The sequence below is a fragment of the Arthrobacter sp. GmRoot5-12 genome (assembly GCF_059739365.1).
This window is the reverse complement of sequence record NZ_AP046056.1, coordinates 2,627,244-2,641,987: the sequence shown is the minus strand read 5'-3', so window position 1 is coordinate 2,641,987 and position 14,744 is coordinate 2,627,244. Positions and strand designations below refer to the sequence as shown.

The window sequence follows — 14,744 nt, the reverse complement described above, 5'->3', positions numbered from 1 at the left end:
GAGGAAACGCGTGGGCAACGGGTTCGGAGAAAAGCTCCGCGCGGAGCGCCTGGAGCGTGGACTGACACAGGCCGAACTGGGCAAGGACCTGTATTCACCCAGCTACATTTCGCTGCTGGAAACCGGCCGCCGGGAGCCGACAGCCGAAGTAATTGAAGAATTGGCACGCAGATTGGAACTGGCCCCCAAGGCGCTGGAGGCTTGGAGCCAGCCAATTTCCGTGAGCGACGCCGAGTACGTGCTGGCAGGCCTCTATGCCCGCCAGGCGTGGGACCTTCGTGATTATCCACTGGCGGCAAGCCACGCTGCCACGGCCGCGAAGATTGCCCTCGAGGGGCGGAACACCAGCGCCTGGTGGAACATGACCTATATGCAGGCCGAATGCCTCATCAAACAGGGAAACTGGCGCGAAGCCCAGAAGATCATGGAGCACTTGCTGGAGCACCCCATGGCCAGGGAATCCGCCGGCCTTGCCGTACGGGCACACCAGATGCTGGCGGGTATCTACCAGGGACAAGGCCAGCTGAGCCTTGCCGTGGACCAGGGGATCCAGGCAGTGGACCTCTGCAGGCAGCTTCCCAAGGGATCCACCCTGATCATCAACGCCCATCACGCGCTGATCGGGGCGCTTGCAGAAAGCGGACGGCTCGACGAGGCCTGGAAGTATTGCCAGGCCATGATCGACCACGTGGATGAGCTTTCCATGACGCAGCTCGCCGGCGAGGTGGCCTGGGTTGTGGGGAACGTTGCATTCATGCGGCATGACTACACGGAAGGCGTCAAACACCATGAGCGGGCAGCACGCCTGCTCTCCCCCGCCAATGACATCGAACTGTGGGCCCGGTTCAACAAGGCCTCCGCAGCCGTCCGGCTTTCCTCGGGCATCGTGGAGCCGGAGACCCTGTCGGCAATCGAACGTGCCGAACTGGCCTTGTCGATTGTGGGTGGGAACAAGTCCGATCAGCTGGAGGTCGCCTTCATCCGTGCCCGCTGGCTGTACCTGACCGGGGACATTGTGGCCGCCGTCGAAAAGCTGCGGGAAATCCACGCCGAACGCGCGGAGCTCGCCAAGCACACCGCGGGTGAAGTTTCCCTCCTCCTGGGCAAGTCCCTCAAGGCCGCGGGTGATACGGACGAAGCACTGGTGCATCTCGAGGAAGCCCAAAAGGCCTTCGCCACTGCCGGCGCCCAGGACCGGGTTCAACAGGCGCTGGACGCGATCCTCGAGATTAAGCTGGCGCAGAAACGCGCCGCCGCTGCGGCTGCGAAAGCCAGCTGACCAGGCCAGGTAAACCCGCAGTGCGGGGTTACCTGGCTTCCGGTTGTTCTAGGAGAACGCCTTCCCCGTGATCTTCTCGTATGCTTCGACGTAGCGGCTGCGGGTCCGTTCCACTACTTCAGCGGGGAGCGCCGGCGGCGGCGTGTCCGAGGCCTTGTCCCAGCCGGACTCCGCCGATGTCAGCCAGTCCCGCACATACTGTTTGTCGTAGGACGGCTGGGCCTGGCCCGGCTTGTAGGTGGCAGCGTCCCAGAAACGCGAGGAATCCGGGGTCAGCACCTCGTCGCCCAGGGTGATCGACCCGGAGGCTGCGTCGTAGCCGAACTCCACCTTGGTGTCCGCCAGGATGATGCCGCGCTCCCGGGCGATCTTTTCCGCCGTCGTGTAAATCTTCAGTGTCAACTCACTGAGGCGGCCCGCGATGTCGTCGCCCACCAGCGCCACTACGGCGTCGTAGGTGATGTTCTCATCGTGCTCCCCGATCAGCGCTTTGGCCGACGGCGTGAAGATGGCGTGCTCCAGCCGGGATCCGTCCACCAGCCCTTCCGGCAGCGGGATGTTGCATACGGTTCCGGAGGCCTTGTACTCCTGCAGGCCGGAGCCCGTGAGGTAGCCGCGTGCGATGCATTCCACCGGGAACATGTCCAGCTTCTTGCAGATCATGGCCCGGCCTTCAACCTCGGCCGGGACGCCGTCCTCCACCGTGGAGCCGAGCACATGGTGTTCCACGCCCAACTGGTCGAACCACCAGAGGCTCAGTTGCGTGAGGATGCGTCCCTTGTCCGGGATTTCGCTGGACAGCACATGGTCAAAGGCGCTGATGCGGTCGCTGGCCACCACCAGTACGCAGTCCTGCCCAACGCGCTGCAGGATGGATTCGTCGGCGGGCTCATAGAGGTCGCGCACCTTGCCGGAGTAGACGTGGGTCCAGCCGGGAAGGTCCAGTGTTTTGGTCGCGTAGCCGCGGTTCTCTCGGTTTTCAGTCATGTCAGGCCTTTGCTTTCACGATGGGCATCGAACCGGTGGCGCCGTAAGGAACCTTGATCTCGCCACGGGCGGCTTTGCGGGCGATGTCGGTGCGGAACTGCGCCCCGTCCAGCTGGACCAGCTCCACGCCGTCGTACGCTTTCTCGCGCGCCTCCACCAGGTCACTGCCCAGGGCGACAACCGCCAGGACACGGCCGCCGGCGGACACCACCTTGCCTTCCTTGTCCAGGGCGGTTCCGGCGTGGATAACGTGCACGCCGTCCAGCGCTTCCACTTTCTTGAGGCCACGGATCCGGTCACCGGTGCGGGGCGTGTCCGGGTAGTTTTCGGAGGCAATGACGACGGCGACGGCGGACTCCTTGGACCACCGCAGCTCCTCAGCCTTGTCCAGTTCGCCCTTGGCGGCGGCCATCAGCAGCGCACCGAGGGGGGTCTTGAGCCGGGCGAGGACGGCCTGGGTTTCCGGGTCGCCGAAGCGGACGTTGAACTCGATCACGCGGGTGCCGCGTGACGTGAGGGCCAGGCCGACGAACAGCACGCCGACGAAAGGGGTGCCGCGGCGGGCCATCTCGTTGACGGTGGGCTGGGCCACGCGTTCGAGGACTTCCTGCACCAGTCCCTCGGGGGCCCACTCAAGCGGGGTATAGGCACCCATGCCGCCGGTGTTGGGCCCTTCGTCATTGTCGAAGATGCGCTTGAAGTCCTGGGCGGGCGAGAGCGCCACCGTGTTCTGCCCGTCGCAGAGCACAAACAGGGAAACCTCCGGGCCGTCCAGGAACTCCTCGATGACCACGGAGCCGCCGGCGTCGAAGCAGGACTGGGCATGCGCCAAAGCTTCATCGCGGTTGCGGGTGACAACAACACCCTTGCCCGCGGCGAGTCCATCGTCCTTCACCACGTAGGGGGCGCCGAAGGTGTCCAGTGCCGATGCTGCTTCCTCGGCGTTGGTGGCCACCATGGCCATCGCCGTGGGGACGCCGGCTTCCGCCATGACCTCCTTGGCGAAGGCCTTCGAGGCCTCAAGCTGGGCTGCTGCCTTGCTGGGTCCGAAGACGGGGATCCCGGCTTCGCGGACGGCGTCCGATACGCCGGCGGCCAGCGGAGCTTCCGGGCCCACCACCACGAGGTCCACACCGAGCCGTGCGGCCAGCCCGGCGACGGCGTCGGGATCGTTTCCGTTGATGTCGTAGGTGGGAACCAGTTTGCTGATGCCGGCATTGCCAGGTGCCGCGTGGACCTCGGACACGTTGGGGTCGGCGAGCAGGGAGCGGACAATGGCGTGTTCGCGGCCTCCGGGGCCAATGACGAGTACCTTCACAGTGTCCAAGGGTACTTTGTGCACCCTCCCCGCTCCTAAGCTGTGTCCTCCCCCGCCTGGTCAATCCGGAGTCCCGCCCGCTCCGAACCATACATATGACAAAGCTGCGAAACAGGATGACAGGCGCCGGAACCATGGCCGCGTTGGCAGGCGTGGTGGCAGCCGCCGTCGTACTTGCCGTTGCGGAGCTGATTGGCGCATTTTTTACCGCCCGCGCCACCCCCCTCTTTGCCCTGGGGTCCACCTTCATCGACTTCACACCGCCGTGGCTCAAGGACTTTGCGATCGCCACGTTCGGCACCAACGACAAGACAGCGCTATTCGTGGGCATGGGCCTGACCATTGCGGTGCTCGCCTGCATCCTGGGCGTGGTGGCCTACCGGAAATGGGCCCTCGGCGTCCTGGGTGTGCTCTTCATGGGGGCCGTGATCGTGGCCAGCGTAGTGACCCGCGCCGGCGTGGGGCCCGCCGACGCCATCCCTTCGGTGCTGGGAACCCTGGCCGGACTGGTGGTCCTGCACCGCCTGATGGTGCCGCTGTGGGGGCTGAAGGCGTGGCCGGAAGCACCGGCGGATACAGCGTCCGACGGCGGCGAACGGCCTGGGGGCGTAGGCACCAGCCGCCGGCGCTTCTTCGCCACTGCCGGGATCACGGCCGTAGCCGCGGGCATCGCCGCCACCGGTGGGCGGCTGCTGGCTGCGGCGCGCAGCAATGTGGCCCAGGCCCGTGAAGCGTTGAGCCTGCCAACGCCGGCGAAAGCTGCAGCCGCCGTACCGGCCGGGGTCCAGTCCACGGTCCCCGGCGTCCCGCCGTGGCTGACGCCCACCGGCGAGTTCTACCGGATCGATACGGCTTTGAGCGTGCCGGAAATCAACGTTGACGACTGGGAACTGCGCATTCACGGGCTGGTGGAGCAGGAAGTGACGCTCACCTTCCAGGACCTGCTCGACGCCGAGCTCATCGAATCCCACGTCACGCTCACCTGCGTGTCCAATCCAGTGGGCGGCAACCTCGCCGGAAACGCCAAGTGGCTGGGCCTGCCCATCCGTGAGGTGCTGGCGCGCGCCAAGCCCAAAGACGGAGCAGACATGGTGCTGTCAAAGTCCATCGACGGCTTCAGCGCTTCCACTCCCCTTGAGGTTCTGCAGGATGACAGGGACGCCATGCTGGCCATCGGCATGAACGGTGAGCCGCTTCCGCTGGAGCACGGCTACCCCGTGCGGATGGTGGTCCCCGGACTGTACGGGTTTGTTTCCGCCACCAAATGGGTGGTGGACCTGGAGGTCACCCGTTTCGCGGACAGCAAGGCCTACTGGACCGAGCGCGGCTGGTCCGAGCGCGGCCCCATCAAGACGATGGCCCGCGTGGACGTGCCCAAGTCCTTCGCGAAGGTGCCGGCCGGGAAAGTCGCGGTGGGCGGCACCGCATGGGCCCAAACTCGCGGCATCAGCAAAGTGGAAATCCAGATCGACAACGGCGGGTGGGCGGAAGCCACCCTCTCCGCCGAAGCGTCCACCGTTACCTGGCGCCAGTGGTCCTATGAGTGGGACGCCACGCCCGGCCCCCACTACATCAAGGTACGGGCAACCGACGGGACCGGGGCGGTCCAAACCGACCAGCGCGCAGATCCCGTGCCTGACGGTGCGTCGGGCTGGCAGTCGATAATGGTCACCGTGCAGTAGGCCGCAGCCCGGAGTGCCCGGGCTTCTGCGGGGCTGGCCCATAGACTGGCAGTATGCCGCATAATCCGCATGCCACCTTCACTGTTGACTCCGCCGTCGAACTGGCCGTGATCGAACGCAGCGGCTTTGTGGAGTCGCGGCACATCGGTTCCGCCGTGCTCCTGTCCGCCGACGGCTCGGTGGTCACCGAACTCGGAGACATCAACACGCCCATCTTCGCGCGGTCCACGCTCAAGCCGTTCCAGGCATTGGCCGCCATGCAGTCCGGGGTTCCGCTGCGGGGCGCCCAGGTGGCCATTGCCTGCGGAAGCCACACGGGCTCCCTGGACCACATGGACGTGGTGGCGGGCATGCTCAAGGCCGCCGGAGTCCGTGAAGACCAGCTGCAGTGCCCCGAGGCCTGGCCGCAGGATGAAACGGCCCGGAACTGGCTGGTGCGCTCCGAAAAGGGCAAGTCGCGGCTGGCGTACAACTGCTCCGGAAAGCACGCCGCTTTCCTGTGGGCCTGCACGGAAAACGGGTGGGACACGCACAGCTACCTGGAGCCGAACCACCCGCTGCAGCAGCGCGTGCGCACCGTTGTGGAGGAATACACGGGTGAGAAGATCGCCCACCTGGGGATCGACGGCTGCGGCGCCCCCGTGGCGGCTGTCTCCCTGAAAGGCCTGGCCAGGGCTTACTCCCAGCTCGCCAAGGCTCCCGGGGACCAGAGCTTCAGCGCCAGGGCCGCCACCATCGCCACTTCGATGCTCGATTACCCATGGGCGGTACAGGGCCGTGGCGAGGCCAACACCCTGGTGATGGACGAGCTGGAGATCATCGCCAAGATCGGGGCAGAGGGGGTGCTGGCCATGGCCACTCCGCAGGGCGTGTCCGTGGCCGTCAAGATCCTGGACGGAAACATCAGGGCCACCTCGCTGGTGGCCCTGACGCTGCTCGCCGCGGCGGGGGCCGTGGAGATCCCGGGAGTTGCCAGCGCCCTGGAGCAGGTTGTGGAACCGGTGATGGGCGGCGGACGGCCGGTAGGAAAGATCCGCCTGGGCCCCGCTGTTTCCGCCCTCCTGGACTGACACCCCTTCCCACACCAGACATCAAAGGAAGGCTGACCGCATGGCCGTAGCCCGCCGTCGTATTGACGTCCAGCAAGGCAAAGCAGCACTGAACGCATGGCTGGAAGCTGCCCAGCCGTCGTCGGACGCTCCCTTGCCGCGAACCGTCCTGGCCACTGCCGTCAGGTACTCGCTGGAGGAGCTGACGGCGCGTGCACCGGGAAACTCCGTGGAGGTGCGCGTCCCGCCCTTCGGCGTCACCCAGTGCGTTGAGGGCCCGCGGCATACGCGCGGCACCCCGCCCAACGTGATTGAGTGCGACGCCGCCACCTGGCTTGCGATGGTGACGGGACAGATGGAGTGGGCCGACGCAGTCAGCGCCGGAAAGGTGGCCGCGTCCGGGCTGCGGGCGGACCTGTCAGCCCTGCTGCCCCTCTAGCCCCTCCGGCCCTTCGCGCTGCTCCGGCCCGGCAGAAGCCTTAGCCGCGGCCGATGAAGGGCATGCCCGCAGCGGTGACCACTACTGACCCCACGCTGGCCGAGGCCGGCATGTTGGCCATCATCAGTACTGCGCGGGCCGCGTCCGCCACCGGAAACATGGGCTCCACCTTGCGGCTGCCGTCTGCCTGCAGGGCCCCCGAGCCGACGCCGATGGTGTCCATGATGTCGGTGGCGGTGTTGCCGATGTCGATCTGCCCGCAGGTGATGCCGTAGCCCCGGCCGTCCAGTTCGATGCTCCTGGTCAGGCCTGTCATGGCGTGCTTGGTGACCGTATAGGCCACCGTCCGCGGCCGCGGTGAATGCGCCGAGATGGAGCCGTTGTTGATGATCCGGCCGCCCTGCGGTTCCTGCGATTTCATGGTCCTTACCGCCGCGGCGGCGCACAGCATGGACCCGGTGAGGTTCACGGCAAGGGTGGCGTTCCAGTCTTCCAGGCTGATCTCATCCACCCCGGCGGCGGGGCCGAACACGCCGGCATTGTTGAACAGGACGTCCACCCGCCCCCACTTCCGGCGCGCTGCCTCGAAAAGCCGTTCGACGTCGTCGCGCCGGGTGACGTCGCACGGCACCACCAGGGCCTCCGCGTGGCCGTCCGCCGTTTCAGCAAGTTGGGCCTCGCGGCGGCCGGCCAGCACCACGCGGTAGCCGTCGGCCAGCATCTGCCGGGCAACCTCCCGGCCAATGCCGGAGCCGGCCCCGGTCACTACGGCGACGCGTGCTGTGGGAAGGGAAGTGGTCATGCGGTCTCCTGGCCTAAAACTGCGCCGGCACGGCCGGCTTGTTCAGCGGCCAGCCTATGACGGTCTTGGGACGCGGCGCAGCGAAGGTCCGCACCTTGGAGGTGGAAAGGCCCATCCGGACCAGCGATTCGGCGATGGTTACGGCCGAGGCCACACCGTCCACCACGGGAACGCCTGCCCGTTGCCGGATCTGTTCGTCCAGCCCCGCCATCCCGCCGCAGCCAAGGACAATCACCTCGGCCTTGTCCTCAGTGACGGCCAGCATGGCCTGGTTGATGATTGCCTCAACGGCGCGTTCCGGTTCCTCCTCGAGTTCCAGGACCGCCATTCCGCTGGCACGGACGGAAGCACATCTTGCGTCCAGGCCGGCCAGCTTCAGCCGGTCCTCGATGAGGGGAACCGTCCGGTCCAGCGTGGTGACCACCGAGTATTTGTGGCCCAGGAACATGGCTGTGCCGGCGGCAGCCTCGGTGATGTCGACCACCGGCACGTCCAGCAGTTCCTGGAGCCCTTCCCTCCCGTGCTCGCCGTAGCCGGCCTGGATGACGGCGTCAAACGTTCCCGGGAAGGAGGTGACGGCGTCCATCACGGCGATGGCAGCCAGGTAGCTTTCGAAGTTGCCTTCGCAGGAGTCCGCGCCGAACCTCGGGGTGATTCCCACGATTTCCGTGCCGGGAGCGGCAACACTGCGTGCCGAGGCCGCGATGGAGTCCGTCATTGATTGCGTGGTGTTTACGTTGGCGACAAGTATGCGCATTGGGTAGGTCCTTGGCTTGTGACTGGCTCAGTGGGTACTGACGACGGCGATGGCTTCCCCGTCGTGGTCGTCCAGCCTTTGGTTGCGGTCGGCGATGAAGAAGTACAGTGCCGCCGCAATGCCCGCTGCGAAGAACCAGGCGAAGGGTGCCGCGGCAGCCAGTGCCGGTACGAAGGCGATCAGCAGGGCAAGGACGGCGGCCGGAACCATGGCGATGATCGCCCGGGGGTTGACGCCCTTCCTGTAGAAGTACGCGCCCTCCGGTGATGCCGTGTAGAGCTCCGGGACGTTGACCTTGCCACGGCGGATCAGCCAGTAGTCAGCCATGACGACGCCGAACAGCGGGCCGAGCAAGGCACCGAGGCCGCCCAGGAAGTACACGATGACCAGCGGGTTGTTGTAGAGGTTCCAGGGCAGGATGACCAGGCCGATGGTGGCGGAGACCATTGCTGCCTTGCGGAAGTTCAACCGCCGGGGGAACAGGTTGGTCAGGGCGTAGACAGGGGCGACGAAGTTGGCCATGAGGTTCACTGCGATGGTCAGGATCAGCAGGGCAAGGCACGCAAGGACCAGGAACAGCGTGTTGGGGATGGTCTGGACGATATCCGAGGGGCTCTTGATGATGGTCCCGTTGATTTTGAACTGGCCACCGGCCATGACCACCACGATGGCGCCGAACACGAGCATGTTGATGGGGATGCCCCAGAAGTTTCCGCGGACCACGGCCTTCTTTGAGACGGCTGAGCGGGTGAAATCGCAGAAGTTCAGGACGAAGGTGCCGTAGATCGAAACCCATAGGGCGCCGCCGGCGAAGATCGTGAGCCACATTTCCGGCCCTTCCAGGGCCTTGTTGGAGGACCAGGCGATGCTTCCGCCGGCTTCCACGAAGATCCAGACAGCCATTGCGGCCATGGTGGCCAGGATGACAGGGCCGGCGAAGGCCTCGTATTTGCGGATCATCTCCATGCCGAAGCTGACGATGACCAGCTGGACCACCCAGAGGGCCACGAATGCCATCCACCCCAGCGTGGACAGCCCCAGGAGGGAGTCCTGGTCCAGGTCGTGGAGGCCCGGGAACATGGCCACGAGCATGACGCGGAAGACAACGGACGCCAGGTACGTCTGAATGCCGAACCAGGCCACGGCCACCGCGCCGCGGAGGAGGCTGGCGATCTGGGCGCCCCTGATGCCGAAGCTGATGCGGCTCATGACCGGGAAGGGGACGCCGGTCTTCACCCCCATGAAGCCGGAAAGGGTAAGGAGGCCGAACAGCAGCGCGGCACCAATGCCGAGTGCCATCAGGATCTGCCACCCGCCCAGCCCCAATGCGAACAGCCCGATGGCGAAGGCGTAGTTGCCCAGGCTGTGCACGTCATTGGCCCACAGGGTGAAGATGCTGTAGCTCGTCCAGCTGCGGCCTGCGCGCTTGGTGGGGGCAAGGTCTGCATTGTAGAGGGAAGGGCTGATGCTCTTGCCGGAAGCCGCGCTGGCCGATTCGCACAGGGCTTCAACGCTGCCGGCCGGGTGGACCGGCCCGGCTGACGGCGCTGTCAGGTCCAGGTCCGCGTCAACGCCCGCCGATGGAGGGGTTTGCATAGGGGTCTCAATTCTTTGGTGGATTCCGTGTGGTGAGGCCGACCTCGGGTCGTTTCTGTTATTCCACATTGCGGAATCGAGATATTGAATAGTGAAATAAGAGTATGACCTGCGTCACGGGAACGTCAAGCAATGCCGGCATGGGCGGCAGTCACAAACCGTTTCTTCCTCCCGGCCTGCGCACTCTGCGGGCTCAGGGGCACCGGTCGCATTGACCATACCCCCGCGTCTGACTAATCTCATCTAGCAATAATGTTTTCTCGTAATATGAAAACTCAAGCCGAGCATTCGAAGATGAAAAGAGGCTGCCGTGGCTGCAGGAGAAGATACCTCCCATATCCTCAGCGGGTTGACTAACCAGCTGCCTGATCGTGATCCGGAAGAGACTGCCGAGTGGGTTGAGTCCCTGGATGCGTTGATCAGGGAACAGGGCACCGAGCGTGCCCAATACATCATGCGGAGCCTGCTGCAGCGCGCCGGCGCGCAGAGCGTCGGGGTGCCGATGGTGACCACCACCGATTACGTGAACACGATCCCGGTGGACCAGGAAGCCCAGTTCCCGGGCAACGAGGAGTACGAGCGCCGGTACCGGGCCTACATGCGGTGGAACGCCGCCGTCATGGTCCACCGGGCGCAGCGGCCCGATATCGGCGTCGGCGGGCACATCTCCACCTACGCCGGTGCCGCGACCCTGTACGAGGTCGGGTTCAACCACTTCTTCCGCGGCAAGGACCACCCCGGCGGCGGGGACCAGGTCTTCTTCCAGGGCCACGCCTCCCCCGGCATGTACGCCCGGGCGTTCATGGAAGGACGCCTCTCCGAGGAGGACCTGGACGGGTTCCGGCAGGAAAAGTCCCGCGAGGGCCACGCCCTGTCCTCCTACCCGCACCCGCGCCTGATGCCGCACTTCTGGGAATTCCCCACCGTGTCCATGGGCATCGGCCCGATGAACGCGATCTACCAGGCCCAGAACAACCGGTACCTGCACAACCGTGGCCTGAAAGACACCTCGGACCAGCAGGTCTGGGCGTTCCTGGGCGACGGCGAAATGGACGAACCCGAATCCCGCGGCCTGCTGCAGCTGGCGGCGAACGAAAACCTGGACAACCTGAACTTCGTGATCAACTGCAACCTCCAGCGCCTGGACGGGCCGGTGCGCGGCAACGGCAAGATCATGCAGGAACTCGAAGCGTTCTTCCGCGGCGCGGGCTGGAACGTGATCAAGGTCGTCTGGGGCCGGGAATGGGATGACCTGCTCACCCGCGACACCGACGGGTCCCTGGTGAAAATCATGAACGAAACCGTCGACGGGGACTACCAGACCTACAAGGCCGAATCCGGCGGGTTCGTCCGCGAACACTTCTTCGGCAAAACCCCGCAGACCAAAGACCTCGTCGCGGACCTCACCGACGACCAGATCTGGAACCTCAAACGCGGCGGCCACGACTACCGCAAGGTCTACGCAGCCTACAAAGCCGCCACCGAATTCAAGGGCAAACCCACCGTCATCCTCGCCCACACCGTCAAGGGCTACGGCCTGGGACCGCGGTTTGAAGGCAGGAATGCCACGCACCAAATGAAGAAGCTGACGGTCGAGGATCTCAAGGACTTCAGGGATTACCTGCGGATCCCCATCTCGGACGAACAACTGGACGCCGACCCATACCGGCCTCCCTATTACCACCCGGGCCTGGATGCACCCGAGATCGCCTACCTCCTTGAACGGCGGCGGGCGTTGGGCGGATCGGTTCCCGAGCGCCGCAGCCGATACAGTGCTGTGGAGCTTCCGGATGAAAAGTCCTACGAGGTAGCCAGGCGGGGTTCTGGCAAGCAGCAGGCCGCCACCACCATGGCCTTCGTCCGCCTGCTCAAGGATTTGCTCCGTGACAAAAAGTTCGGGGGCAGGATTGTGCCCATCGTGCCGGATGAATCACGCACGTTCGGCATGGATGCGTTCTTCCCCACCGCGAAGATCTACAACCCCGAGGGCCAGAACTACCTCTCCGTGGACCGCGACCTGGTCCTGGCCTACAAGGAATCCCCCGCCGGGCAACTGATCCACCCCGGCATCAACGAAGCCGGCGCCGTGGCAGCCTTCACCGCCGCCGGGACCTCCTACGCCACCCACGGCGTGCCCCTGGTCCCGGTCTACGTGTTCTACTCCATGTTCGGCTTCCAGCGCACCGGCGACGCCTTCTGGGCCGCAGCAGACCAAATGACCCGCGGCTTCATCATCGGCGCCACCGCAGGCCGGACCACCCTCACCGGCGAAGGCCTCCAGCACGCCGACGGCCACTCCCCCCTGCTCGCCTCCACCAACCCCGCCGTGCTCACCTACGACCCCGCCTACGGCTACGAAATCGGCCACATCATCCGCTCCGGCCTCGAACGCATGTACGGGCCGGACTCAACGGACAAGAACGTCATGTACTACCTCACCGTGTACAACGAACCCATCGTCCAGCCCGCCGAACCCGAAAACCTCGACATCGAAGGCGTCATCAAGGGCATCTACCTGCTCGCACCGGCAAAGATCGACGGCCCCCGCACCCAGATCCTCGCCTCCGGCGTCTCCGTGCCCTGGGCCATCGAAGCCCAGCGCGTCCTGGCCGACGACTGGAACGTCTCCGCCGACGTCTGGTCCGTCACCTCCTGGAACGAACTGCGCCGCGACGGCCTCGCCGCCGAAGAAGAAGCCTTCCTCAACCCCGGCCAACCCGCCCGCACCCCGTTCGTCACCCAGCAACTCGAAGGCGCCACCGGCCCCATCGTCGCCGTCTCCGACTACATGAAAGCCGTCCCCGACCAGATCCGTCAGTTCGTCCCCAACGAATTCGCCACCCTCGGCGCCGACGGCTTCGGCTTCTCCGACACCCGCGCAGCAGCGCGCCGCTACTTCAAGAACGACACCCACTCCATCGTGGTGAAAGTGCTGCAAATGCTGGCGGCGAGGGGCGAGGTTGAGGAGGGCGCGCCGTCGTATGCCCTGGACCGCTACAAACTCCTGGACGTCAACGCCGGCACCACCGGTGGCGCGGGCGGCGACGCCTGAGACGGGGAACCGCGCCAAATTCCGGAGGCCTTTGGGCCTATTGACGACGGTGCAGCTGCGGTCTGTACTTGCCCTGTAAGCCCGTCCCTGTTGTGTGAAGGAGCAGCGGTGGAGTCCGATGCTGCGGACGTCTTTTTGTAAACTCCTCGGAATTGACTACCCCATCATGCAGGCGGGAATGGGGCCCTTCGGGAGCGATGCAGCACTGGCTGCTGCTGTTTCCAACGCAGGCGCTTTGGGCAGCCTCGGCGGTGCACTTCGCACCGCCGAGGATCTTCGCGGCAGCATCCGGCGAATCCGGGAGCTCACCGGGCGGCCTTTCGCGGTGAACTTCACCCAGCCCTGGCTGCAGGGCCACCCCGAGTCCTTCGACATAGCTGTGGAGATGCAGGCGCCTGTGATTTCCATGGCGCTGGGCGATCCGTACGGGTTCCCGGCAATGGTGCATGCAGCGGGTGGCCTTTTTGTACAGCAGGTCCACACTGTCCAGCAGGCCCGGCTGGCTGCGGACCGCGGCGCGGACGTGATCATTGCCCAGGGAGCTGAAGCCGGCGGGTTCGGCGGGAGTATCTCCACGTTGGTCCTGGTGCCGCAGGTGGTGGATGCGGTGAATCCCTTGCCGGTTCTGGCTGCGGGTGGAATTGCAGACGGCAGGGGCTTGGCGGCTGCCCTCATGCTGGGCGCCCAGGGAGCCAATATGGGGACGCGTTTCCTGGCGTCGACAGAAGCATCGATCAGCGAAGGCTGGAAACGCTCCCTGGTAGCCGCCGAAGCCCAGGACGCCGTCAAGGTGGAGGTCTGGGACGATATCTTCACGAAACCGGGGAGCGGTGCCTTCGATGTGGTTCCCCGCGCCCTGCGGACCCCTTTCATAGATCAGTGGCAACCCAACCGGGCTGGAGCGGTGCAGCAGTCGGCCCGGCTCCAGGAAGATATTGGAACGGGAATCCGGGAGGGGCGGATGGAGGAGTATGTACCATTCACCGGCCAGTCCGCGGGGCTGGTCAGCAGCATTCTCCCGGCCGCAGGGATCGTGCAGGAGCTCGTGGCTGGAGCCGTTGGCGCATTGCGGCGTGCCCGGGAACTTGGTGTGTAAAAGGCCACCGCCTCGGAAGCACTACAGTGCAGCTATGACGAGCATGGATGCCCGCGGAACGGAATCGGCTGGCCCCAGGGTGACGGGCATTGTGCTGGCAGCCGGAGGCGGGACACGGCTGGGTTTGGGCCCCAAGGCCCTGTTGCCGTATCGCGGTCGGCCACTGGTTGAGGCCATCGCAGGCAGGCTGCTCGACGGCGGTTGCCGGGAAGTGGTGGTGGTCCTGGGGGCTGGAGCAGCTGATGTTGAGGCTGCTGCCCGTTTGGACCAGTGCCGCGTGCTGACCAACGTGGAATGGCAGTCAGGCATGGGCAGTTCCTTCCTGCTCGGGAACCAGGCCGCGGCTCCGCAGGATCACCTGCTGGTTGCGCTGGTGGACCAGCCTGGCCTGACCTCCGAAACCGTGGAGCGGCTGCTGGACCGCCACCGCCCCGGACGGATTACCGCTGCCGCCTATCGCCGACGCGACGGCCCCGGCGAGGGCGGGGACGCTGAACTCCAGCGCGGCCATCCCCTGCTCATCGACGTGACCCTGCGGGAAGCGGTGTGTGCAACAGTGAAGGGCGACGCCGGCGCACGCGGCTTCCTGCGGGCGCATCCGGAACTGGTGGATGAGGTGGATTGCAGCGACCAATCAACGGGTGAGGATGTGGATACCCCGGACCAGTTGGGGCTTCTCCGTTAGCA

Annotated in this window: 12 protein-coding genes; 7 read left to right on the top strand and 5 right to left on the bottom strand. The window is 65.6% G+C overall.

Features of this window, described 5'->3' with window-relative positions:
- Positions 1-10: 10 nt before the first annotated feature.
- Positions 11-1,279 carry a helix-turn-helix domain-containing protein gene (locus tag AC6JAM_RS12085; RefSeq protein ID WP_018768988.1) on the top strand — a complete coding sequence of 423 codons (1,269 nt, stop codon included), beginning with the start codon at positions 11-13 and terminating at the stop codon, positions 1,277-1,279.
- A gap of 48 nt (positions 1,280-1,327) precedes the next feature.
- Here the strand turns inward: AC6JAM_RS12085 and AC6JAM_RS12080 are convergent, their stop codons facing one another.
- A complete protein-coding gene (locus AC6JAM_RS12080) occupies positions 1,328-2,266 on the bottom strand; it encodes a phosphoribosylaminoimidazolesuccinocarboxamide synthase (protein WP_018768989.1) in 939 nt (312 codons plus the stop codon).
- Position 2,267: 1 nt separating this feature from the next.
- Positions 2,268-3,584 (bottom strand): phosphoribosylamine--glycine ligase, encoded by a 1,317-nt coding sequence (gene purD, locus AC6JAM_RS12075; protein ID WP_488315946.1) that lies wholly within the window; start codon positions 3,582-3,584, stop codon positions 2,268-2,270.
- Between the two features lie 95 nt (positions 3,585-3,679).
- Between purD and AC6JAM_RS12070 the strand changes: the two genes are divergently transcribed.
- From AC6JAM_RS12070 to AC6JAM_RS12060, 3 genes are read left to right on the top strand one after another with little or no spacing between them, the layout of a single operon-like run.
- Entirely contained in the window at positions 3,680-5,266 is a 1,587-nt protein-coding gene (locus AC6JAM_RS12070) for a molybdopterin-dependent oxidoreductase (protein WP_497934745.1), read from the top strand.
- Positions 5,267-5,319: 53 nt separating this feature from the next.
- Entirely contained in the window at positions 5,320-6,336 is a 1,017-nt protein-coding gene (locus AC6JAM_RS12065; RefSeq protein WP_018768992.1) for an asparaginase, read from the top strand.
- A gap of 40 nt (positions 6,337-6,376) precedes the next feature.
- The gene (locus tag AC6JAM_RS12060) at positions 6,377-6,754 is read left to right on the top strand and encodes a sterol carrier family protein (protein WP_018768993.1); all 378 of its coding nucleotides are present in this window, start codon (positions 6,377-6,379) and stop codon (positions 6,752-6,754) included.
- A gap of 40 nt (positions 6,755-6,794) precedes the next feature.
- Here the strand turns inward: AC6JAM_RS12060 and AC6JAM_RS12055 are convergent, their stop codons facing one another.
- The 3 genes from AC6JAM_RS12055 to AC6JAM_RS12045 are packed head-to-tail and all read right to left on the bottom strand — an operon-like array spanning position 6,795 to position 9,909.
- Positions 6,795-7,556, bottom strand: coding sequence for an SDR family oxidoreductase (locus AC6JAM_RS12055; protein WP_018768994.1), 762 nt, complete (start codon positions 7,554-7,556; stop codon positions 6,795-6,797).
- A gap of 13 nt (positions 7,557-7,569) precedes the next feature.
- On the bottom strand, positions 7,570-8,313 hold the full coding sequence (locus tag AC6JAM_RS12050) for an aspartate/glutamate racemase family protein (RefSeq protein WP_018768995.1): 744 nt from the start codon (positions 8,311-8,313) through the stop codon (positions 7,570-7,572).
- A 27-nt stretch (positions 8,314-8,340) separates the two neighbouring features.
- Positions 8,341-9,909: an NCS1 family nucleobase:cation symporter-1 gene (locus tag AC6JAM_RS12045; RefSeq protein WP_134164163.1), complete on the bottom strand. Its 1,569-nt coding sequence runs from the start codon at positions 9,907-9,909 to the stop codon at positions 8,341-8,343.
- Positions 9,910-10,219: 310 nt separating this feature from the next.
- On the opposite strand from AC6JAM_RS12045, the gene aceE reads away from it, so the two are divergent.
- From aceE to nboR, 3 genes are all read left to right on the top strand, one after another.
- Complete coding sequence (aceE, locus tag AC6JAM_RS12040) at positions 10,220-12,961, top strand: pyruvate dehydrogenase (acetyl-transferring), homodimeric type (protein WP_144601043.1); 2,742 nt, start codon at positions 10,220-10,222, stop codon at positions 12,959-12,961.
- A gap of 118 nt (positions 12,962-13,079) precedes the next feature.
- Entirely contained in the window at positions 13,080-14,057 is a 978-nt protein-coding gene (locus AC6JAM_RS12035; protein ID WP_497934743.1) for an NAD(P)H-dependent flavin oxidoreductase, read from the top strand.
- A 34-nt stretch (positions 14,058-14,091) separates the two neighbouring features.
- On the top strand, positions 14,092-14,742 hold the full coding sequence (nboR, locus tag AC6JAM_RS12030) for a nicotine blue oxidoreductase (protein ID WP_223992647.1): 651 nt from the start codon (positions 14,092-14,094) through the stop codon (positions 14,740-14,742).
- The last annotated feature ends 2 nt before the right edge of the window (positions 14,743-14,744 follow it).

What these genes read in the sequence shown, in the direction of transcription:
- AC6JAM_RS12080 (WP_018768989.1), bottom strand. Translation starts at nt 2,266, where the DNA reads ATGACTGAAAACCGAGAGAACCGCGGCTACGCGACCAAAACACTGGAC.
- AC6JAM_RS12070 (WP_497934745.1), top strand. Translation starts at nt 3,680, where the DNA reads ATGACAAAGCTGCGAAACAGGATGACAGGCGCCGGAACCATGGCCGCG.
- AC6JAM_RS12065 (WP_018768992.1), top strand. Translation starts at nt 5,320, where the DNA reads ATGCCGCATAATCCGCATGCCACCTTCACTGTTGACTCCGCCGTCGAA.
- AC6JAM_RS12060 (WP_018768993.1), top strand. Translation starts at nt 6,377, where the DNA reads ATGGCCGTAGCCCGCCGTCGTATTGACGTCCAGCAAGGCAAAGCAGCA.
- AC6JAM_RS12055 (WP_018768994.1), bottom strand. Translation starts at nt 7,556, where the DNA reads ATGACCACTTCCCTTCCCACAGCACGCGTCGCCGTAGTGACCGGGGCC.
- AC6JAM_RS12050 (WP_018768995.1), bottom strand. Translation starts at nt 8,313, where the DNA reads ATGCGCATACTTGTCGCCAACGTAAACACCACGCAATCAATGACGGAC.
- AC6JAM_RS12045 (WP_134164163.1), bottom strand. Translation starts at nt 9,909, where the DNA reads ATGCAAACCCCTCCATCGGCGGGCGTTGACGCGGACCTGGACCTGACA.
- AC6JAM_RS12035 (WP_497934743.1), top strand. Translation starts at nt 13,080, where the DNA reads ATGCTGCGGACGTCTTTTTGTAAACTCCTCGGAATTGACTACCCCATC.
- nboR (WP_223992647.1), top strand. Translation starts at nt 14,092, where the DNA reads ATGACGAGCATGGATGCCCGCGGAACGGAATCGGCTGGCCCCAGGGTG.